At 66.4% G+C, this 20759-nt stretch carries 16 protein-coding genes and 1 pseudogene; 6 read left to right on the top strand and 11 right to left on the bottom strand.

Going from position 1 to position 20759, the window contains the following annotated elements; all coding sequences use genetic code 11:
* Positions 1-33: 33 nt before the first annotated feature.
* The 7 genes and pseudogenes from AUL30_RS20300 to AUL30_RS14520 form a co-directional block, all read right to left on the bottom strand.
* Positions 34-396: pseudogene (locus AUL30_RS20300) on the bottom strand (calcium-binding protein); the annotation flags it as partial.
* Positions 397-549: 153 nt separating this feature from the next.
* Positions 550-3441: a S8 family serine peptidase gene (locus AUL30_RS14495; protein WP_062228616.1), complete on the bottom strand. Its 2892-nt coding sequence runs from the start codon at positions 3439-3441 to the stop codon at positions 550-552.
* Positions 3442-3731: 290 nt separating this feature from the next.
* Positions 3732-4754, bottom strand: coding sequence for a patatin-like phospholipase family protein (locus AUL30_RS14500; RefSeq protein ID WP_062228617.1), 1023 nt, complete (start codon positions 4752-4754; stop codon positions 3732-3734).
* Between the two features lie 53 nt (positions 4755-4807).
* Entirely contained in the window at positions 4808-6895 is a 2088-nt protein-coding gene (locus tag AUL30_RS14505) for a hypothetical protein (protein ID WP_062228618.1), read from the bottom strand.
* Complete coding sequence (locus tag AUL30_RS14510; protein WP_062228619.1) at positions 6892-9747, bottom strand: DUF4159 domain-containing protein; 2856 nt, start codon at positions 9745-9747, stop codon at positions 6892-6894. The genes AUL30_RS14505 and AUL30_RS14510 overlap by 4 nt, the downstream gene beginning before the upstream one ends.
* Positions 9747-10658, bottom strand: coding sequence for a DUF58 domain-containing protein (locus tag AUL30_RS14515; protein WP_062228620.1), 912 nt, complete (start codon positions 10656-10658; stop codon positions 9747-9749). The genes AUL30_RS14510 and AUL30_RS14515 overlap by 1 nt, the downstream gene beginning before the upstream one ends.
* Before the next feature lie 88 nt (positions 10659-10746).
* A complete protein-coding gene (locus tag AUL30_RS14520; RefSeq protein ID WP_062228621.1) occupies positions 10747-11757 on the bottom strand; it encodes an AAA family ATPase in 1011 nt (336 codons plus the stop codon).
* 175 nt (positions 11758-11932) lie between these two features.
* On the opposite strand from AUL30_RS14520, the gene AUL30_RS14525 reads away from it, so the two are divergent.
* Genes AUL30_RS14525 through AUL30_RS14535 form a run of 3 tightly spaced genes read left to right on the top strand, consistent with a single transcriptional unit; the run spans position 11933 to position 14422 of the window.
* On the top strand, positions 11933-12553 hold the full coding sequence (locus AUL30_RS14525) for a DUF1285 domain-containing protein (RefSeq protein WP_244490845.1): 621 nt from the start codon (positions 11933-11935) through the stop codon (positions 12551-12553).
* Positions 12546-13175, top strand: a complete 630-nt coding sequence (locus AUL30_RS14530) for a CoA pyrophosphatase (protein WP_062228622.1) — start codon at positions 12546-12548, stop codon at positions 13173-13175. Before AUL30_RS14525 ends, AUL30_RS14530 begins: the two co-directional genes overlap by 8 nt.
* Positions 13172-14422 carry a CCA tRNA nucleotidyltransferase gene (locus AUL30_RS14535; protein WP_062228623.1) on the top strand — a complete coding sequence of 417 codons (1251 nt, stop codon included), beginning with the start codon at positions 13172-13174 and terminating at the stop codon, positions 14420-14422. Before AUL30_RS14530 ends, AUL30_RS14535 begins: the two co-directional genes overlap by 4 nt.
* Before the next feature lie 52 nt (positions 14423-14474).
* Here AUL30_RS14535 and AUL30_RS14540 read toward each other — a convergent pair whose 3' ends face one another.
* The 4 genes from AUL30_RS14540 to AUL30_RS14555 all read right to left on the bottom strand — a co-directional run bounded on the left by AUL30_RS14540 (position 14475) and on the right by AUL30_RS14555 (position 16751).
* Positions 14475-14654 (bottom strand): DUF1059 domain-containing protein, encoded by a 180-nt coding sequence (locus AUL30_RS14540; RefSeq protein ID WP_062228624.1) that lies wholly within the window; start codon positions 14652-14654, stop codon positions 14475-14477.
* 164 nt (positions 14655-14818) lie between these two features.
* Positions 14819-15151 carry a PepSY domain-containing protein gene (locus AUL30_RS14545; RefSeq protein WP_062228625.1) on the bottom strand — a complete coding sequence of 111 codons (333 nt, stop codon included), beginning with the start codon at positions 15149-15151 and terminating at the stop codon, positions 14819-14821.
* Positions 15152-15202: 51 nt separating this feature from the next.
* Positions 15203-16015, bottom strand: coding sequence for a pseudouridine synthase (locus tag AUL30_RS14550; protein ID WP_062228626.1), 813 nt, complete (start codon positions 16013-16015; stop codon positions 15203-15205).
* On the bottom strand, positions 15999-16751 hold the full coding sequence (locus tag AUL30_RS14555) for a FadR/GntR family transcriptional regulator (protein ID WP_062228627.1): 753 nt from the start codon (positions 16749-16751) through the stop codon (positions 15999-16001). Before AUL30_RS14555 ends, AUL30_RS14550 begins: the two co-directional genes overlap by 17 nt.
* Before the next feature lie 152 nt (positions 16752-16903).
* Here AUL30_RS14555 and AUL30_RS14560 point away from each other — a divergent pair, with 152 nt between their 5' ends.
* From AUL30_RS14560 to AUL30_RS14570, 3 genes are all read left to right on the top strand, one after another.
* Positions 16904-17839, top strand: coding sequence for a Gfo/Idh/MocA family protein (locus tag AUL30_RS14560; protein ID WP_062228628.1), 936 nt, complete (start codon positions 16904-16906; stop codon positions 17837-17839).
* Entirely contained in the window at positions 17836-18885 is a 1050-nt protein-coding gene (locus AUL30_RS14565) for an aldose epimerase family protein (protein ID WP_062228629.1), read from the top strand. The genes AUL30_RS14560 and AUL30_RS14565 overlap by 4 nt, the downstream gene beginning before the upstream one ends.
* A gap of 64 nt (positions 18886-18949) precedes the next feature.
* Positions 18950-20758 carry an IlvD/Edd family dehydratase gene (locus AUL30_RS14570; protein ID WP_062228630.1) on the top strand — a complete coding sequence of 603 codons (1809 nt, stop codon included), beginning with the start codon at positions 18950-18952 and terminating at the stop codon, positions 20756-20758.
* The last annotated feature ends 1 nt before the right edge of the window (position 20759 follow it).

Here is a 20759-nt window from a genome sequence, read left to right on the forward strand (position 1 = left end):
CGCCTTCGCCCTTGAGCGTATCAGCGTGTCATTGTCTGAGCCGCCCTCCAAGGTGTCATTGCCACCCCCTCCGTGAAGAAAATCAGATCCGTTGTCGCCGTAGAGATTGTCGTCCCCACCTCTTCCTTCAATACTATCGTTCCCCGAACTCCCCCAGAAGGAGTCATTCGTGCTATCGCCGATTAGTGTATCGGCATACGAGCCGCCTTTGACTTTCGTAAAACCGTTGATGTACCAATCTTCCTCTGAATCAAAGAGGTGGTGTTCAGATGCATCGAAGTGCATACGTTTCGCATTGACGCCATCGAGCGAATCGCCATCGTATTTCAGAATGTAGTGTGTCTGTAGGCCGATCTTATGGAAAACATTGCGAATATCTTTAGCCATAAACATCATCTACTCCACAAAATAATCAATGATTTTATTATTATTATTTTGATATTTAGTAAAATTTATATATTTTATGCATAAATTGTCTGGGGGCGCTCTTGTGCCTTAACAGGTCTATGCACGGCCGGTATCAGTCCAGCCGTTCAGAACTGTCGATTACTACGCATAGACGAAGAAATTTGAAGCCTTCATCGCAAGGCCCGCATCCACCTCCGCAAACTTCACGGCAGCCTGCGTCCCCGATCCGTCGGCGTCATAGTAAAGCGAACCTGACCTGCCGTCGTAGAGGATGCGGTCTGCTGCTCCGAGCTTTTCGCTCTGGAGATTGCAGAAGGCGCTCTCCGTCAACGTCCCCAGTGCGATCTTGTCGAAGACCGATTTGGACAGGCCGATCTGGTCGATAACGGTGCCGGGCGTCGTCACCGTCCACCACAGGACCTTCATGGTCGAGGCAGCGACACCGGGGTCGAAGTTGTAGATGCGGTCCACATTGTCGGCACCCAATGGCGTCGAAAAGAGGATCGTATCCTTGTCGATCTGCAGGAAGGATGTGAGGAAGTTCGTTGCCTGCTTCGGGGCGCTCAGGCTGGCATAGATCGCATCGGACCCCCCGCCGCCATCCAGGATGTTGCCGCTTTCATTGCCAATGATCGTCTGCGCTATGGCGTTGCCGAAGATCCGGCCGCCCAGCGAGCCTTTCGCGAACTCCAGACGCTCCACGGAAACATCCGGCGCAAGCCTGTACTCGCTGCCGGTCAGGACCAGCGTATCGTATCCACCGTTCGCCGCTTCGACGATGACGTCCGATGAGGCATAGACCCGGTAGAGGTCGTCGCCACCCATACCCGTCAGCCTGTCCCCGCCGCTGCCGCCGCCGTCGAGCGTGTCGTTTCCGGCGCCGCCATCGATGCTTTGGCGGTAGGCATTGCCGGTCAGTGCCGCGCCGACTTTGGTGGTCGCGTCCGCAAGCGCCAGCCGCTCGATTTCCTGGTCGGCCTGAAGCCTATAGCTGCCTGCGGTCAGAACCGTATCGTAGCCATTGTCGGCGGTTTCGAAGACGCGATCGCCTGCGCAATCCACGTAGTAGATATCGTCGCCGGCATAGCCGTAGGCCAGATCGTTGCCGCCGCGCCCATCCAGCGTGTCGGCCCCGGCACGACCGTGCAGCGTCTGGGCCTGGGCGTTGCCGGCCAGCCTTGCCGAGCCGCCTGTCCCGACCTGCCGCATTGTTTCGATGCTGACGCCGTCGGCAAGCGTATAGCTGCCATCGACGAGCAGCGTATCGCTGCCCTCGCCATCCACCTCCTGGATGACCTCGTTCATGCCGTAGACACGATACAGGTCGTCGCCGCGTCCGCCGCTCAACGTATCTGCGCCGCCACGCCCGTCCAGGATGTCGTTTCCGCGCATGCCGACAAGGTAGTTGGCGCCCGCGCTTCCCAGGAGCGTATCGGCACCGTCACCGCCGACCGCGTTCTCGATGCCCGCGACCGCAACGGCCGTGCCGGCGATCGTTCCGGTCCCGGCCGCCAGGTCGATGAGCGATGCGCCATGAACCGCCGACGCATCGATCCAGTCAACCCCGCCATCGGTGTCGCGAAGGACTGTGCGCGCCTTGTCGATGGCGGCCATCGTCGCGAATTCGTCGGTGTAGTGATACACATCGTTGGCGCCGTCGGCATGGCCATACGCCTTGAGGTTCAGGTGGGAAACCATACCACCCCAGCCCTCGTTCGCCGGATCGTCGAAGACAACCTCCCACGTGCCCAAGGTGGAAACACCGCGCAACGATTCCATTCGAAGCTTCGCCTCGATGCTGGATCGGCTCGTGCCGCTGAGCGAGGTGAAGTCCTGCACCTGGAATATCTGTCCATCCGGGCTGACCAGGGAGATGCGAACGGTCGCGGGCAGGGGGTGCGTGAAGGAAACGTCGATTTCCACATGTTCGATGAGCATGGCCTGATCGATCGAAACCGAATAACGCCCAAGCGTGCCACCACCGGTAAGAAGATCCACCTCGATCGACGTCTCGTTGGTCGATGTCCAGGCTTGCGATGAGGTGTACTTCCAGGCCTCCGCCATCCGCGTTGCGCCATACGCATCCACGAGGCCGTATCCGTAGTCCACGCTGAAATGCCGCCCGCCGCCGTTCCAGTCGGAGGCGTCGTTGATCTGCCATGCCCCGACTTCCGCGCCGATGGGCGCTGACGCGCCGATGGCGCTTCCGGTATGCCGGCTCGTCAGGGACAGTATTTCCTGCACATCACGCCATCCAAGCCCGGGATTGGCGTTCAGCATCAAGGTGACGACGCCGGTGACCATCGGCGTCGATGCCGAAGTTCCGTGGAAGTCCCGGATGACGCTGTACTGTCCACGCCCTTCCTCACCGCTGATATCGGTCGTCCAGACCGTACCCTCTTTTCCGGAACCGGGAGCAACGACCAGAAGGCTGCTGCCGTAGTTCGAGAAATCACTGCGATAGCCGCTGCGGAGCGTCGATCCGACCGTAATCGTATGGCGGAAATTGCTGTATGCATCCGCCCCCGCATCCATATTCTCATTGCCGCCCGCCTGGACGATGGTGGTGCCAAGCCCATCCCGGCCCTCCGCAGAAGCATTGGCGTAGATTGCCGCCATCTCCGCATTTTTGAAATAGCGGCTGCCTTCCGGTGAGCCCCAGCTCTTGTTGACGACATCGAAGTTCGTCATCTGCCGGAAGGCTTCCTTGTAGTAGCGTTCGGAAAGCGCGCTTTCATCATCCAGGAAGTTGACGCTCGTGATGCTCGCCTGGAAGGCGACCCCGACCGGATCGAGAAGTCCACCCTTGCCCGCGATGAGGCCGGCCACGGCCGTACCGTGATAGGCCATTCCCTGACCCGGCGTGAATCGGCCGGAATAGGTAACGCCTTTGATCGTCACCTCACGGCTCGGGTCGTAGTTGGGGGCGAGGGAGGAATGAGTGGTATCCACCCCCGTATCGTAGATGCCGACGTGGATGCCCTGTCCGCGATAATCGTCCCAGACGGTTTGCAGATCACCAAGCTGCTGCAAATGCCATTGTAGGCCATACAATAAACTGACCGGTTGCATGTACAAAACCTACGTTAATCAAAAATCGTTGCGCCTCAATCGCCTGATATTATGCCTCCCCAAACGTCTGTAAATAAACCGCGCATTGTAAAGGAGAGCGTATCCATTCTTCCTCGTTGCGGAACGGATCGATATCTCTGACTGACCCATGGATATACAATCTATGGTTATCCGGCAGCCCGCCGGCCTCGTGCGCTGGGAGCCGGGAGCGCATGATGGACAACAGGTATTCTTCGCTGGTGCCGATGCGGTCAGGTGCTGGTGAACGGCTCAAGCATGTTGGGTGCCGTGGACCGGTGGGCAAGGTCGCCGCGGTGGCGCTGCAGCCAGTCGCGGGCGGCCTGCCGGCCGCTTTCGGCGAGGGCGGTGAGTTCCGACCACCGCGTATCGAGCTTGGCGACGCCGGATGGTGCGGCGTCTTGCGGGCTGGCTGCGATCATATGCACGCGCAGCCGTGCGATCCGTGAAAGCTGCGGATTGGCGTGGCCGCCGCCGCCGTTCAGAAGCTTCTGGATTTCCGCCAATGTTCGCAGGTCGCGCATCAGGCTGGAATTGAAGGTGATCTCCGTCACGCGGGAGACGATGTCGTCCACGCTGCGTGGCGTTTGCGCTCGATGGAAGGGGGTCACCTGCACGATGAGGATGTCGTCGGCCAGATCCTGCGCGAAAAGGGGTGTCAGGGTCGGATTGCCCATGTAGCCGCCATCCCAGTAATCCACGCCATCGATGGTGACGGCGCGGAACAGATTGGGCAGGCATGCCGAGGCGAGCAGCGCATCGAGCGTCAGTTCCGCACCGGTGAAGACCCGGGCCGACCCGTCGTCGACCCGCGTGGCGGACACGAATGTCGGCACGACGGCCCGGCTTTGCAGAAGATCGAAATCGATCAGCCGCTCCAACACGGCGCGCAAAGGGTTCTCTGCCGGCATGGCCGTGTCATAGGGAGAGATCATCTGCCCCATTGCCCGCAGCCGCTCGAGCATGGAGTGCACCATGTGGCGTGGCATCGGCAGGAAGGGCAGGGAATGCTCCACCGCCCCGAGCGGCGACTGTTCCGAGACCAGCCGCCAGAGATCGTGCAGCCGGGTACGCGCACCGTCCGGCCCGCCTTGCGCAAGGCCGGTGACGAGGCAGGCGGCATTGAGCGCACCTGCGCTCGTGCCGCTGACGGCCGAAATGTCGAACCCGCCTTCCTCCAGAAGGACGTCGAGGACGCCCCAGGTAAATGCGCCGTGGGCCCCGCCGCCCTGCAGCGCAAGGGAGATCCGGTTCATGCGCGTTCCGCCGTGTCGCCGTGGTGCAGAGGGCAGTCTGGACGATCGCGCCCTCAGCGCCCCTCACGGTACCATGTCGAGGATAGGGCGAGAAGCAGCACGGCGAAGCCGAGGAAGCCGGCGAAGAGCGGCGTGCGGTCCACGCCGCGCAGGGCCGTCTCGTCGGTCGTGCGCAGGCCGATCCAGTCGCGGCCGTTCCCATCGGCACGGCCGGAGATGGGGACGATCCGCGGTACGCTCACGCTCGCGCTCGCTCCACCATCGGCGACGCGCCGCACGCTGCCGCGTGTCGCATCGGCAAGGCCCTGCAGCTTCTGTGGGGTGGAGATGGCCTCCCGGAACTCGCGCGGATTGGCCGGGCCGACATTGACCAGCGTGCGCAGATCGCCGTTGGCCACCTGGTAAAGGCCGAGCTCGCTGACCGGCATATCGGCCCGCCAGACGCCGTCCGATACTTCTGCGAGCGGCACGGTCACGGCTTGCCCATTCGGGGTAATGACCGTGGCCGGGCCGGGCGCATCGCCTATCGTGTTGCGGGTGATCGTCAGGCTGGCGCCGCTGGCGACTGCTTCCAGCGATTCCTCTTCCAGCTCCGGTTCCTTCATCAGCCAGTGGGCAAGCCGCCGGAACAGCGGCACATGCGGCCCGCCGCCTTCGAAGCCGCGGGACCAGAGCCAGCCCTGGTCCGACAGGAGCAGGGCCACGCGGCCCTCTCCCACGCGGTCGAGGACGAGGAGCGGCTTGCCGCCCGGCCCGTTCATGATCGTCTCGCCCGACGGGTCGGACACGTCGACCGTCCGGAACCAGGGGCTCCAGTCCGGCGGTGAGACCTCCGACCCCGGCAGATCCCGTGTCACCGGGTGCTTGCGGCCGAGCTCCGACAGGACGGGGCGGAAGGCGCGATCGTCGATCGAACCGGCCGGCAAGGCAGGCAGAACGCTGGCCAGCGGCGAGTTGGCGATGGAATCGAGCCCCGCATATTCCGGCCCCGAGGCGATCAGCATGGCGCCGCCATTGCGGACATATTGCGCGATGTAATCGTAGTAGAGTGTCGGCAGAACGCCGCGCCGCTGGTAGCGATCGAAGATGATGAGGTCGAAATCGTCGATCTTTTCCACGAAGAGCTCGCGCGTCGGGAAGGCGATCAGCGACAATTCGTCGATCGGCGTTCCGTCCTGCTTTTCCGGCGGGCGCAGGATGGTGAAGTGCACCAGGTCCACCGCCGCATCGGACTTGAGAAGGTTGCGCCATGTCCGCTCACCGGCATGCGGCTCGCCCGAGACGAGCAGCACGCGCAGGTTTTCGCGGATGCCGTCCACCATGGCGATGGCCCGGTTGTTGACGCGGGTGATCTCGCCCTCCGCATCGGCCGCCACAAGCTCCAATATGTTGCTTCCGGCCCGTGGGAGCTGGAAGCTGACCACCGCGTCACGGCCGGGCATGGCGTTCTGGCGGCCGATCAGATCGCCGTTCAGATAGACCCGCACATCGACGGGGGCGCCGTCGCCCGTCTGCCCTTCCTCGATGACGCGGAAACTGAGCTGCTGCGGTTGCTCGACCAGGCCGAAGCGTGGCGCCGAGACCACCTCGATGCGGCGGTCGAACTCGTCCGGCCGGCCGGTGATGAGCCCATGAAGCGGGGCATCGAAGCCGAGCGCGGCTGCGTTGTCGGGTATGTCGTGGACCTGTCCATCCGTCACCATGATCGCCCCGGCGACGCGCCCCGGCGGGACATCCGCAAGGCTTGAGCCGAGCGCCGAGAAGAGCGCCGTCGTCGCGTCGGAATTCCCCTCGGCCGGACGGTCCGCTTCCACCACGCGCACATCGAATTGCGGGTAATTGGAAAGGCTCGCGCGTAAGCCGGCCACCGTGGCGTCGGTCTGAGCGTTGCGGTTTTCGATCGACTGGCTCTGGCTGCGATCGACCACGAGCGAGACGACGCTTTGCAAGGGATCACGCTGTTCGCGCAGGACGACCGGATTGGCAAGCGCCAAAAGGAGCGCCGCCAGGGCCACGACGCGCAGCACTGCGCCGCGCGTGCGCCCGATCAGGAGCAGGGCGGCGATGATGGCCGCCGGCGCCGCCAGAATTGCGATCACCGTCCAGGAGAAGAAGGGAGCGAACTGCAACGACCAGCTCATTGGCCAAGCCTTTCCAGGAGGGCCGGAACATGGACCTGATCGGCCTTGTAGTTGCCGGTCAGCACATACATGACGATGTTGACCCCCGCCCTGTAGGCATATTCGCGCTGGGCCGGATCGGCCGAATCCGTCGGGTAGACGAAGAGGCCGCTGTCATCCACCGCCCATGCGCTGGCGAAGTCGTTCGAGGTGATCATGATGGAGGAAACCCCGTCGCCTGCGCTGGCCGGCCGCGCATCGGCATCGGCCGAGCGTGCCGTGGCCTCGACCCAGAGGTCGGAATTGCCGTAGCGCCCGGGGAATGAGTCCATGATGTAAAAGGACTTGGTCAGGACATGCCCGGCCGGCACGGGTTCCAGCGGCGGAATGTCGAGATCGCCTAGAATATCGCGCAGGCGGCGCTGGCCGTCGGAGACGGTGCCGCTGCCGAAGGCTTGCGCGGACGGGTCGTCCACATCGAAGAGCACCGTCCCGCCCTGCTTCATATAAGCATCGACGCGGCTGATGGCGGCCGGGTCCGGCATGGGCGCCGCGGCCGAGACGGGCCAGTAGAGGATGGGATAGAAGGAGAGTTCATCCGCCCCGATGTCCACCGCAACGGGCTCGCCGGGTTCCAGCGCAGTCTTGGCCGCGATGAAGTGGGACAGGCCCGACAGGCCCTGACGCGAGATTTCGTCCTGCGCGGCATCGCCCGTGCGCACATAGGCAAGATGGGTCGTCCGGGTGGCGGCAATGGCGGAGGCGGCATCATAGTTTTCGAGCCCCGCCAGCGCCGGGTCGCTCGCCGGCTGGGCCAGGCCCGCCGAGGGCAAGGCCAGGATGACCGCCGCCAGGATAAGGACGGGAAGCGGCGCTGCGCGCCGCAGGCGCGCCGGATCGAAAAGTCGCCGCAGGCCGCCCTGCAGCCAGATCAGCGCCAGGGCGTCGAGGGCGAAGAGCACCAGCGCCGCCGCGAAGAGCCAGGGCGTCAGGTCGCGGCTGTCCGTGCCGGCATAGGCCCGGCTTTCGACGGGCCCGGCGGCGGAGAAGCCGCCGATGGGCGAAAGGACGGCGTCGGCGGGTAGAAGGTTCAATGCCACGAAGCCGGCCTCCGACCCGTAGAGACCCGGCGGATGTGCGCGCGTGATGGCGGGATCGGCTCCGTCCACGCGCAGGAGCAGGCGCATTTCCGTGTCGGGTGTGGTCAAAACGCCGTCGGCATCCAGCATGAGATAGGGCGGATAGGCAAGCTCGGCCGCACCGGCCAGGCCCGTGGAAGCGCCTGCACCGGACCGGGATGTCATCACGATCCGGCGGAGCATATCGACGAAGGCGCCGGAAATCGGCAGGTTGGACCAGGTCGCCTCTGCCGTCGTGTGGAAGAGCACGATCCGCCCGGCGCCACGGTTGGCTGCCGTGACGATGGGCGTACCGTCGGCGAGGCTCGCCCAGGTATGGTCCGTCAGATCGACGGTCGGATCGGCCAGGATCTGCCGCGTGACCGTGACGTCGTCGGGCAGGGTGATGCCGGCAAACGGCCCGTCCGGCGGCATGGCGGCGAGGCGCTGGGGCTCTGACCAGGACAGGGCGCCGCCGAGCTGGCGTTCGCCGCCGCGCAGGCGGACGGGCAGGAGCTCCTCGTCCGCCGCGGCTGCGGCAAGGCGCGGGCCGGCGAAGCGCAGGAGCGTGCCGCCGCCCTCCACGAAACCGGTCAGTGCCTCCTGCGCGGGGCGTGGCAGGGCGCCGATATCGGCCAGGACGATGATGGAGGGTCGCGCCCGCACCATGGCCGGCACGGCGGTTGCCAGATCGGCGCTCTCGGCGGGGATCAGCTCGGCAAAGGGCTGCAGCGCGCGGGTGATGTAATAGAGCGGCGACAGGAGCGGTTGCGCCAGATCGAGCGGCTCGCCCGAAATCAGCCCGACCCTTCGGCGCTGGGCGCTCTCGTCCAGAAGGCGCACGCCCGCCGCATCGCCCTGGCCGGCAATGTCGATCCGGGCCACATCGTTGCGCAGCTCGACCGGAATGTCGAAACGGGCCTCTGCCCGATCCGCGCCGGCGCCGAAGGTAAGCTCCGCGCGCCCCACCTCACGCGACTGGCGGTCCAGAGCGCGCAGGCTGTCGACCGCCGGGGCAAGACCGCCCGGGCGGATCGCCGTCACCGTCAGGGCTTCGCTGGTGTTGTCCGCGGCGACCAGGCCGCGCAGCGGCGCAATGTCGGCGGCGTAGTCCAGGAGCTGACCCGGCGCCAGCGCCGACAAGATCTCTGCGGCCGCGGCGCGGTCGGGGCTCTCCAGCCCGTCGGACAGAATGGCGAGGGTGATGCCAGCCTGGCCCGACAGGGCTGAGGCCAGGCGGCGGGCCGCCGCTTCGCGGTCGGCGGGAACGGGGCGGGGGCTTGCGGCGCGCAGCTTTTCCAGCGCGGTCGCGGCGTCGATGGGGGTGGCGTCGTCGGCCGCGCCCTCGGCCGTCAGGACCAGGGAAACCGGCCGCCCGGCGCCCTGCGCTTCCTCGATCAGCGCGATGGCCGTATCGCGGATGGTCTCGAAGTCGCGGGCGCTGGCCCAGCCATTGTCGATCATCAGCGCGACCGGCCCCGTCCCGGACAGGACGTCCTGGCGGGGATTGAGGACGGGGGCCGCCAAAGCCAGGATGACCAGCCCGGCCAGGAGAAGGCGCAGCAGGGTGAGCCACCAGGGGCTGCGTGCCGGCGTTTCCTGCGGCTTCAACACCTGTTGCAGGATCCGATAGGGCGGGAAGGCCTCCGTATCCGGCCGCGGCGGCGTCAGGCGCAGGAGCCACCAGATGATGGGCAGCGACACGAGCCCGAACAGGACGAGCGGCGCGCCGAAGGAGAGTGCGAGGCCCCCCATCAGGCGGAATGCCGGGGCGGCTGGACCACGCCGCTCAGTTGCCCGTGTATGGCCACGAGCGCTTCGGAGGCGAGCCTGTCCGTCCGGTTGGACACGAAGCTCCAGCCAAGGCGGCGGCAATGATCGCGCAGCGCCGCGCGGCGCGCCTGGTACAGGCGCGCATAGTCCGCCTTCAGCGCTTCGGCCCGGCCGGCCGTCAGCCTGGCGCCGCTTTCCGGATCACGGAACTCGGTCCGGCCGGCATAGGGAAATTCTTCCTCGACCGGATCATAGACCTCGATCAGATGGCCGCGCACGCCGCGCCGCGCCAGCATGTCCGCGCGGGCCAGTATCTCGTCCAGCGGGTCCAGGAAATCGCTGATCCAGACGAACTCGCTGAAGCGGCGCATGCCAGCGTCCGGCGCGGGGCCGGCGGGACGATGGGTCATCAGTGCCGCCGCCATGCGCTCGGCGGCATTGCGGGCCGTCAGCGGCGCCAGCACGCCCGGATAGGCGATCCGCTCGCCCGCGCGCGCCAGAAGCTCCGCCAGGGCGAGCGCCAGGACCAGCGCGCGCGATTCCTTGGAGACTTCGGCCATGCGCGAGCGGAACATCATCGATGCCGACGGGTCCGCCCAAAGGAACACGGTCTGGGCGGCTTCCCATTCGCGGTCGCGCAGGTAGAGGGAATCGTCGCGGGCCGAACGCCGCCAGTCGATGCGGGAGGTGGCTTCACCGTCCACGAAGGGGCGGAACTGCCAGAAATTCTCGCCCGCGCCGCGCCTGCGCCGCCCATGCCAACCCGTCGCGACCGTGGCCACGATGCGCCGCGCCTCGATCAGAAGATCGGGCATCAGGGCCGCGCGCTGGCGCGCGCGCAACAGCGCCGGCTGGCTCTGCGTCAGGGGATGGGTGCTGCCGATGGCGGCCATGCGCGCTCCGTTGCGGGGCTTGTGCGTCCCGCCGCCGCAAGGTGCGGACGAAACGCGGCATACGATCGAATCCAGCGCTTTCGGCCGCTCAGCCGAGGGCGCGCTTCAAACGGGCGATGACCTCCCTGACGCCGGTGCCTTCGGCCCGCGCTGCGAAGTTCAGCGCCATACGGTGCTGCAGGATGGGTTCGGCCAAGGCGTGCACGTCGTCGAGGCTCGGGGCGAGACGGCCCTCGTACAGGGCACGGGCGCGGACGCACAGCATGAGCGCCTGGCTGGCGCGCGGACCCGGCCCCCAGGCGATATGCGCATCCGCTTCGGCGCTGCCGTGGCCGGGGCGTGCCGAGCGCACGAGCGACAGGATGGCGTCGACGACGCTTTCCGGCACGGGCATCTGCCGCACCAGCCGTTGAATATCGCGCAGGCGCTCCGCATCGATGACGGGCTCGGCCTTGTCGTCGGTCACGCCCGTCGTCGCCATCAGGATGCGCCGCTCGGCCGCCAGATCGGGATAGTCCACATCCACCTGCATCAGGAACCGGTCGAGCTGCGCTTCGGGCAGGGGATAGGTCCCTTCCTGTTCGAGCGGGTTCTGCGTGGCGAGGACATGGAAGGGGGCGGGCAGGTCGTGGCGCTCGCCGGCTACGGTCACGTGGTATTCCTGCATGGCCTGGAGCAGGGCAGACTGGGTGCGCGGGCTCGCGCGGTTGATTTCGTCGGCCATCAGGAGCTGGGCGAAGACCGGGCCGCGGATGAAGCGGAAGCTGCGCCGCCCGCCATCCCCCTGGTCGAGCACTTCCGACCCCACGATATCCGACGGCATGAGGTCCGGGGTGAACTGGATCCGCTTGCCATCCAGCCCGAGCGCGACGCCGAGCGTTTCCACGAGCCGCGTCTTGGCAAGGCCCGGAACGCCGACGAGCAGCGCGTGGCCACCCGCCAGAATGGCGGTCAGCGTATGTTCGACGACCGTCTCCTGGCCGAAGATGGCCCGGGCGACGGATGCGCGGATGGCGGCGATATCGGCCAAGGCCGCCTGCGCACGTGCTTCGATATCGCTGGCATCGGCAACGGGATCGTGCGGCTCCAGGATGGTCATGACGCTGTCTCCGTTGCACGTGTCGGTGTGTGACTGCCCATGAAAACGGGCCGGCACCCATCTGGCAAGTCCATCGCGGCGGAACTATCTGGTGACGCTCAAGGCGGGCCAAAATAAGACGGGCAGGAGCTCGATATCGGGGCTTAAGGTTGGGCCGGCAAGGAGTGCGGCGATCGTGACGGCCAGGACTGAGGACAGATCGACACCGGGGCCCGGCGCAGGCGGTGGCCTGGAGGGGCTTGCCGCGCTTGTATCGCGCGCAGAATGCGCCGGGCGGAGCGCGCCGCCGGTGGAAACGTGGCATCCGGCCGCATGCGGAGATATCGATATCGTGATCGCGGCGGATGGCACCTGGTACCATGGGGGGCAGCCGATTCTGCGCGAGGCGCTGACCCGGCTCTTCGCCACGGTCCTGCGCCGCGATGCGGATGGCGATACTTTCCTCGTCACCCCGGCCGAGAAGCTGCGCATCACCGTGGAGGATGCGCCCTTCCTGGCGGTGGAGATGGACGCGGGCGATCCGGACGCGCCGGTCCTGACGTTCCGCACCAATATGGGCGACGTGGTCATGGCGGATGCGGAGCATCCCCTGCGGCTGTGCAGCGATGCCCGGGGCTTCGTGCCCTATCTGCGTGTGCGGGGACGGCTGGAGGCCAAGTTGACACGGTCTCTGGCCGTGGTGCTGGCAGACCGCCTGCAGGTGGATGGGGACCGTGCCTATGTCTTGTCGGCAGGCACACGCTTCTATGTGGCGGATGATGGTTCCAGCCCGCAAATCCAGGGCGCCGATGCTTGAGGCGCGCATGCTGACGGCGGGGGATCTGCGCGCGCGGATCCTGCGCGCCACCGACGTGAGCGATGAGCACGATGGCGGCGATCACGTCCTCAACCCCGGCTGGGCGCCCGGCGCGCAGACCCTTCCTGCCGGCCGCGACGCCGCTGTTCTCGTGCCTGTGGTCGACAGGCCGGCAGGCGCCAGCGTGCTCTTGACGACGCGCAGCACGAGGCTGCGCCACCATTCCGGCCAGATCGCCTTTCCGGGCGGTCGGATCGACCCCACCGATGCCTCGCCCGAAGCGGCGGCGCTGCGGGAGGCGGCAGAGGAGGTGGGCCTGCCGGCGGCGCAGGTGGAGATACTGGGGCGGCTCGAAGCCTACCGCTCCAGCACGGGCTACCGCATCGTGCCCGTTCTGTCGGTCGTCACCCCGCCCATTGCCCTGCGTCTGAACCCGGACGAAGTGGACGATGCCTTCGAGGTGCCGCTCGGCTTCTTGATGGATGCCGCCAATCACCGGCTGGAAAGCCGCGTATGGCAGGGTGCGGAACGGCATTTCTACACCATGCCGTTCGGTGAACGGTACATATGGGGCGTGACCGCGGGCATTCTGCGTTCCCTCTACGAAAGGTATTATGCATGAGCGCACATATCGACGCGGCCTGGCTGCGCGACGACACCGTCCAGGCGGTCCTGCGCGCTGTGTCCGGCGCTGGGGAGGAAGCCCGTGTCGTGGGCGGCGCGGTGCGCAACCATATGCTCGGCCTGCCGATCACCGATATCGACATCGCCACCACCTGCCTGCCGCAGGACACGGCCCAACGCGGCCAGGCCGCCGGCTTCAAGACGGTGCCGACCGGCATCGACCACGGAACGGTGACGCTGGTGGCGAACGGCCGCCCCTTCGAGGTGACGACGCTGCGGCACGATACCGAGCCGGACGGCCGGCGGGCGCGGGTCGTCTTCGGGCGCGACTGGCGGCAGGATGCCGAACGCCGGGACTTCACCATCAACGCCCTTTATGTGGATGCGGGCGGCGCTGTCCTGGACCTCGTCGGCGGGCTTGCCGATCTGTCGGAAGGGCGGCTGCGCTTCATCGGACAGGCAGAGGACCGCATCCGCGAGGATTACCTGCGGGCCTTACGCTTCTTCCGCTTCTATGCCTGGTACGGAAAGGGCCGGCCCGACGCCGAGGCCCTACGCGCGGTGACGCGGCTGAAGGACAGGCTTGCCAAACTGTCGGCCGAACGCGTCGCGGCAGAGCTCGGCAAGTTGCTCACCGCCCCCGATCCCTCCCGGGCGCTGCTGTGGATGCGCCAGACCGGGGTGCTGACGGCCATCCTGCCCGAAAGCGAGCGCTGGGGCATCGATGCCATTCATGGCCTGGTGGCGGCGGAAGCCGAGCATGGCTGGGACGCCGACCCCGTCTTGCGGCTGATGGCGATCGTGCCGCCGGACGAGGCCCGCCTGACGGAGATGGCGCGGCGCCTGCGCTTCTCCAACGCCTGGCGCAAGCGGTTGCAGGCCTTTGCCCGCATGGCGCCCCTGCGGGCCGAGTTCACCCAGGACGCGTTCCGAAGCCTTCTACAGGAGACAGACCGCCAGGCCATCCGGGACAGGCTGCGGCTCGATCTGGCCGGCGCCAGCGCGAGGGGCGATGCGGCGGGCGCCGCGTCCCTCGAAAGGCTTGCGGCACTCATGGACGAATTCGAGCCGCTCGCCTTCCCAGTGAGCGGGGAGGATGTGCAGGCGGCGGGAGTGCCGGCAGGCAAGCCGGTGGGGGAGGCACTTACGCGTCTTCGGCGGCTGTGGCTGGATGGCGGCATGCGTGCCGACCGGGAGGCCCTGCTCGCCGCACTGGCGGATGCGGACACGAAAACGGGCCCTTAAGAGGGCCCGTCGCATCAAGCATATCCGTCGATGGCGCCTGCCGCAGAGGCCGTCAGTGCAGCGGCATCTCGTGAACATTGGTGCGGAAGGCATCCATCATCATGGGCGTGATGGTCTCGACACCCAGCTTCTTGGCCTGGACAACGGCCCGGCGGATGACCTCCGCCTGACTCTCCGCCCGGATGACACGGCTGCAACCCGGTATGACGTCGGAACAGTTGAGTTCGAACATGCGAGCCTCCCTTGGACGACTATTAATGATTGAAATACTTAGTGAAAGTCAATCCAAAGTGGGAGTGCTTAACCGAAAATTCATGTTGTCATGCACTAAAAAAGACCGGCGCGCCGGGTATCTCCCCTGGCGGCCGGCCGGTTGCGCTGCGTGCAGGTCGGGCGTCAGCGCACGTCGATGACGGCACCGTCGCGGCGGTCGACATCGACCCGGATGTCGTCGCCCCGGCGGTCATAGCCTTCCACGCGGTAGGAGTTGCGGGTCCGGCGCACATCCTCGACCTCGCGCAGGCCTTCGGCACGGGCAATGCGGACGGCGTCACGCTCACTGATTTCGCCGCGGGCTTCGCCACGGCGGGCCGGGCGTTCGACCTGGTCCTCGGGCGCAACGACGCGCACGCCATCGGGTCCGATCATGATGCCCTGCGCATGCGCGGGAATGCCTGCTGCAAGGACACTACCGGCGATGACGCCGGCGGCAATCATGGATTTCAGCATTACGGTTTCCTCCGATCGGGCTCTTGCCCATTCTCATCGGCCGTTAACCGTTTATCGGAATTCAGGTTCCCGGATAGGGTGGGACGAATTGCCGCCGATGCCGAGAGCCGCTCGCTCGCCCGATGTCAGGTGCCGCGCCTCCCCCTTGCCGAGCGTGCCGAGCGCGAGCGGACCGATGGCCACGCGCACGAGCCGCAGAACGTCGATGTCGAGCGCGCCGAGCAGCCGGCGGATCTGCCGGTTCCGGCCCTCGTCCAGGGCGATCTCGAGCCAGGCGGTGCGGCCGCCCGACCGCAGCATTATGGCCGATGCGGCAGACAGGAGATCGCCCCGATCCTCAACCCCCCGGACCATGCGGGCGAGTTCCTGCGCGTCCGGCACCCGGTCCACCTGCACGTGATAGAGCTTTTGCGGGCCGGTCTGCGGATCGAGCAGCGCCTGCGCGAAGAGCGTGTCGTTGGTCATGAGGATCAGGCCTTCGCTGGCCTTGTCCAGCCGCCCCACCGGCGAAACATGCGGCAGGTCCATCCCCTCCAGACAGCGGTAGATCGTCTCGCGCCCCTCCGGATCGCTGAGGGTCGTCACCAGGCCGCGCGGCTTGTTGACCATGAGATAGACCGGCGCCTCGGCGCTCAGACGCTCGCCGTCCAGCGCAACCGTGACGGCTTCCATGTCGACCCGCAATTCGGGGTCCGTGATGCAGCGTCCATTCACCGTGACGCGGCCCGCCCGGATCAGCCTGTCCGCTTCCGAGCGCGAGGCGATGCCGAGCTTCGAGAAGATCCGGTTGAGACTGGTCCCCGTCGCCTTGCGAACCGGGCGGCCGGCCGCAGGGCCCGCCGCCTTGTCAGGACGCCGCGGCATGATCGGCTGCCGTCAGCGCGCCGCGTGTGCGCTCCACCCCGACATGGATGACATTTTCCATGGCATGGCGCGCGGCGGCCTCGTCGCGCGCCGCGATGGCCCGCACGATGCGCAGGTGGTTGGCGGCGCATTCGGCGATCTTTTCGGGGCTGTCGGCAGGGGAGGACAGTTGGAAGGACACGGCCAGCGCCGCCTCGATCAAGGCGCTGACGGAGCGCATGAACGGGTTCTTGGACACGCGGGCAACGGCCAGATGGAACTCCAGATCCACTCCGGCGATGCTTTCGCGCGTGTGGGCCGGATCGTCGAGCTGGCCGGCGATCTCGTAGAGTTCGATGATCTCGTCCTGCGTGGCACGGCGGGCCGCCATGGCCGCGGCGGCCGGCTCCAGCGCCAGGCGCATTTCCGCCAGGTCCGCAATCAGCGCGTCGTCGACGCCGGATTCGAAGCGCCAGCCCAGAACGTCCGCATCGAAGAAATTCCATTCCGAACGGCTCAGAACGCGGGTGCCGACCTTGGCCTTGGGCTGGACGAGGCGTTTGGCCGTCAGCGTCTTCATCGCCTCTCGCAAGACGGTGCGCGACACGCCGAACCGCGCCGTCAATTCCGCGTCACCGGGCAGGAGCGATCCTTCGGCCCTCGCACCCGTGACGATTTCGCGCCCCAGAATGCTGACGACCTGCGCGTGGCTCGTGCGCAGGGCACCCCCGCCCATCCTCGTCTGCAACAGGCTCATGACCCGCCCAACCTCCAATGAAGACCCGTCCGAAAAACACTATTTGTATGATTTTATACGGAGCCTGCGCCAAAACCAATCTCATTTCTGGCCTTGACGCAGTCGGGTCTCGGAGTATTAGTCACACATAATAAGATTGGAAACGGTCAAAGATGCTTCCGCATCCCATTCGCCTAGCGATTGTCGGCCTCGGCAAGATCGCGCGAGATCAGCATATTCCGGCCATCGAGGGCAATCCCGCTTTCGAATTGAGCGCGATTGCCAGCCGCAATGCCAGCCTTCCCGGCCTGCCGCATTATGCGGATGTCGATGCGCTGCTGGCAGGCGCGACGGTCGATGCCGTGTCACTGTGCACGCCGCCGCAGGGGCGCTATGCCCAGGCGCTGGCGGCCCTGAATGCCGGCCGTCACGTCCTTCTGGAGAAGCCGCCCGGCGCAAGCCTGTCGGAAATCCGCCCCATGCTGGCTCTGGCTGCGGAAAAGCGCGTATCGCTCTTTGCCACATGGCATTCGCGCTTTGCGGCCGCCGTCGAACCCGCCCGCGCCTTCCTGGCGCAGAATGCGATTCGCTCCGTCCGCGTCACCTGGAAAGAGGATGTGCGGCACTGGCACCCCGGTCAGGCCTGGATCTGGGAGCCGGGTGGGCTCGGCGTGTTCGATCCGGGTATCAACGCCTTGTCGATCGTCACCCGCATCCTGCCGCGGCCGATCTTCCTGACGCAGGCGCAACTCGCCTTCCCGGCCAACCGGGCCGCGCCGATCGCGGCGGACCTGACCTTCCGCGACGTTATGGGAACGCCTGTCGAGATGGCGTTCGACTGGCGGCAGACCGGCCCGCAGAGCTGGGATATCGAGGTGGAGACCGATGCCGGGACGCTTCTGCTCAGCCAGGGCGGCAAGGTGCTGACGCTCGATGGCCGCCCCCTCGTCGAGGACGAGGATGTGGAATATGCCGGGATCTACCGCCGCTTCGCCGCGCTGATCGCGGCGGGGGAAAGCGATGTCGACCTGGCGCCGCTCACCCATGTCGCCGATGCCTTCCTTCTGGGGCGCCGCGTGGATGTCGAGCCTTTCGAGGATGCGGCATGAGTGCGTCCACGGCCCCCTTCGGCCGCATGCCCGACGGTCGCCCGGTCGACTGCGTGACCCTTTGCGCCCATGGGCTGGAGGCGCGGATCATCACCCTCGGCGCCGCGCTCCAGGCACTTCATGTGCCGGATCGGAACGGGCAGATGGAGGATGTCGTCCTGGGGGGCGATGATGTCGAAGCCTATCTGGACGCGCGCCGCTTCTTCGGTGCGGTGATCGGGCGCTTTGCGAACCGCATCGCCGGCGGGCGCTATACGCTCGACGGGCGCGTGGTGCGCCTGCCGGTGAATGACGGGCCCAACTGCCTGCATGGCGGGCCTTCGGGCTTCGACACGCATGTCTGGCAGGTCGCAGCCATGGAAGGCGGCAGCGAGCCCTTCGTCGAGATGGTCCTGGCGTTGGAGGATGGCGCGGACAGCTTTCCCGGCGCAGTGCGGGCGCGGGCGCGCTACACGCTGACGGCGCCCGGCACGCTGACGCTCGACCTGCAGGCGCAGGCCAGCGAGGCCGGCCCGATCAACATGACGGGCCACAGCTATTTCAACCTTGCCGGCGCCGGCCATCCGGACGGTATCGGCGGCCATGTGCTGCGCATCGACGCCGAGCAATTCCTGCCGATCGACGCCACCTCCATCCCGGAAGGGGCGCCCCGGTCCGTCGCCGGCAGCCCGTTCGACTTTCGCGACGGTGCCCGCATCGGCGCGCAGCTCGACCTCACCGATCCGCAGATTGCCGTGACCGGCGGCTTCGACCACAATTACTGCTATGCGGACCGGGGCGCGGAACGGCTCATGGCGGAGCTCTTCGAGCCCGGTTCGGGCCGTCGGCTGTCGGTGTTCAGCGACCGCTCGGGCCTGCAATTCTATAGCGGCCAGTTCCTGGACGGCAATGCGCGGGGCAAGGGCGGCCGGACCTATGGGCGCTACGGCGCCCTTTGCCTGGAGCCGCAGGATTGGCCGGACAGTCCAAACCGTCCCGACTTCCCCGACGTGGTCGTTCCCGCAGGGGCGACATACCGCCATACCATCCGTTACGCATTCGCTTGAAACTTGACACAGGATCGGGCGAAGAGCCCACAATCGACACGCTAGGGCAGGAAAGCCGACCGCAATGAGCCAGGACCTGACGACCACCACGCCGAACAAACTGCGCTCGCGCGCCTGGTTCGACAATCCGCTGAACGCCGACATGACGGCGCTCTACCTCGAGCGCTACATGAATTTCGGCCTGAGCCAGGAGGAGCTGCAGTCCGGCAAGCCGATCATCGGGATCGCACAGACGGGCTCGGACCTGTCACCCTGCAACCGGCACCATCTGGAGCTCGCCCAGCGCGTGCGCGAGGGCATCCGGGAAGCCGGCGGCATCGCCATCGAATTTCCCGTGCATCCGATCCAGGAAACGGGCAAGCGCCCGACGGCCGGGCTCGACCGTAACCTCGCCTATCTCGGGCTTGTCGAGGTGCTTTACGGCTATCCGCTGGATGGCGTGGTCCTGACCATCGGCTGCGACAAGACCACCCCGGCCTGCTTGATGGCCGCCGCGACGGTCAACATTCCGGCCATCGCGCTGTCGGTCGGTCCGATGCTGAACGGCTGGTTCCGCGGCGAGCGGACGGGCTCGGGCACGATCGTCTGGAAGGCCCGCGAGCTGATGGCCAAGGGCGAGATCGACTATCAGGGCTTCGTCAAGCTGGTCGCCTCCTCGGCCCCCTCGACGGGCTATTGCAACACGATGGGCACGGCCTCGACCATGAACTCGCTGGCCGAGGCGCTCGGCATGCAGCTTCCCGGTTCGGCCGCCATACCGGCACCCTATCGCGACCGGCAGGAAGTGTCCTACCGCACGGGCCTGCGCATCGTGGACATGGTGCGCGAGGATATGAAGCCCTCCGACATCATGACGCGCGAATCCTTCATCAATGCGATCCGCGTGAACTCGGCCATCGGCGGCTCGACCAACGCGCCGATCCACCTGAACGCGCTTGCGCGGCATATGGGCGTGGAACTCACCATCGACGACTGGCAGACCTATGGCCACGACATTCCGCTTCTGGTGAACCTGCAGCCGGCCGGCGAGTACCTGGCCGAGGATTATTACCATGCCGGCGGTGTGCCGGCCGTGGTCAACCAGCTCATGGAGCAGGGGCTGATCCACGAAGACGCCATGACGGTGAACGGCAAGACGATCGGCGAAAACTGCCGCGGCGCCATCATCGAGGACGCCAAGGTGATCCGGACCTTCGACCAGCCGCTGAAGGCGCAGGCCGGCTTCATCGTGCTGAAGGGCAATCTCTTCACCTCCGCCATCATGAAGACCAGCGTCATCTCGCCCGAGTTCCGCGAGCGCTACCTGTCTGACCCGACGGATCCCAATGCCTTCGAAGGGCGTGCGGTGGTGTTCGACGGGCCGGAGGATTACCACCACCGGATCGACGATCCCGCGCTCGGCATCGACGAGCATACGGTGCTCTTCATGCGCGGGGCGGGGCCGATCGGCTACCCTGGTGCGGCGGAAGTGGTCAACATGCGCGCGCCGGACTATCTGATCCGCAAGGGTGTCACCTCGCTCGCCTGTATCGGCGACGGGCGCCAGTCCGGCACATCGGGATCGCCCTCCATCCTGAACGCTTCGCCCGAGGCGGCGGCCGGCGGCGGCCTTGCCATCCTTCGGACGGGGGATCGGGTCCGGATCGACCTCGAGAAGGGATCGGCCAATATCCTGATCGACGATGCGGAGCTGGAAGCCCGGCACAAGGCGCTCGCAGCGGAAGGCGGGTACCATTTCCCCGCGCACCAGACGCCCTGGCAGGAAATCCAGCGCGGCATCGTCGGGCAGATGGAAACCGGTGCGGTGCTGGAGCCGGCGGTGCGCTATCAGCGCATCGCCCAGACCCAGGGCCTCCCGCGCGACAATCACTAAG

It is taken from the genome of Aureimonas frigidaquae (genome assembly GCF_001463905.1).
Taxonomy (GTDB): domain Bacteria; phylum Pseudomonadota; class Alphaproteobacteria; order Rhizobiales; family Rhizobiaceae; genus Aureimonas; species Aureimonas frigidaquae.

Bases quoted from the DNA above. Each gene is read 5' to 3' on its own strand.
- AUL30_RS14500 (WP_062228617.1), bottom strand. From the start codon at position 4,754: ATGAACCGGATCTCCCTTGCGCTGCAGGGCGGCGGGGCCCACGGCGCA.
- AUL30_RS14505 (WP_062228618.1), bottom strand. From the start codon at position 6,895: ATGAGCTGGTCGTTGCAGTTCGCTCCCTTCTTCTCCTGGACGGTGATC.
- AUL30_RS14510 (WP_062228619.1), bottom strand. From the start codon at position 9,747: ATGGGGGGCCTCGCACTCTCCTTCGGCGCGCCGCTCGTCCTGTTCGGG.
- AUL30_RS14515 (WP_062228620.1), bottom strand. From the start codon at position 10,658: ATGGCCGCCATCGGCAGCACCCATCCCCTGACGCAGAGCCAGCCGGCG.
- AUL30_RS14520 (WP_062228621.1), bottom strand. From the start codon at position 11,757: ATGACCATCCTGGAGCCGCACGATCCCGTTGCCGATGCCAGCGATATC.
- AUL30_RS14530 (WP_062228622.1), top strand. From the start codon at position 12,546: ATGCTTGAGGCGCGCATGCTGACGGCGGGGGATCTGCGCGCGCGGATC.
- AUL30_RS14535 (WP_062228623.1), top strand. From the start codon at position 13,172: ATGAGCGCACATATCGACGCGGCCTGGCTGCGCGACGACACCGTCCAG.
- AUL30_RS14540 (WP_062228624.1), bottom strand. From the start codon at position 14,654: ATGTTCGAACTCAACTGTTCCGACGTCATACCGGGTTGCAGCCGTGTC.
- AUL30_RS14545 (WP_062228625.1), bottom strand. From the start codon at position 15,151: ATGCTGAAATCCATGATTGCCGCCGGCGTCATCGCCGGTAGTGTCCTT.
- AUL30_RS14550 (WP_062228626.1), bottom strand. From the start codon at position 16,015: ATGCCGCGGCGTCCTGACAAGGCGGCGGGCCCTGCGGCCGGCCGCCCG.
- AUL30_RS14555 (WP_062228627.1), bottom strand. From the start codon at position 16,751: ATGAGCCTGTTGCAGACGAGGATGGGCGGGGGTGCCCTGCGCACGAGC.
- AUL30_RS14560 (WP_062228628.1), top strand. From the start codon at position 16,904: ATGCTTCCGCATCCCATTCGCCTAGCGATTGTCGGCCTCGGCAAGATC.
- AUL30_RS14565 (WP_062228629.1), top strand. From the start codon at position 17,836: ATGAGTGCGTCCACGGCCCCCTTCGGCCGCATGCCCGACGGTCGCCCG.
- AUL30_RS14570 (WP_062228630.1), top strand. From the start codon at position 18,950: ATGAGCCAGGACCTGACGACCACCACGCCGAACAAACTGCGCTCGCGC.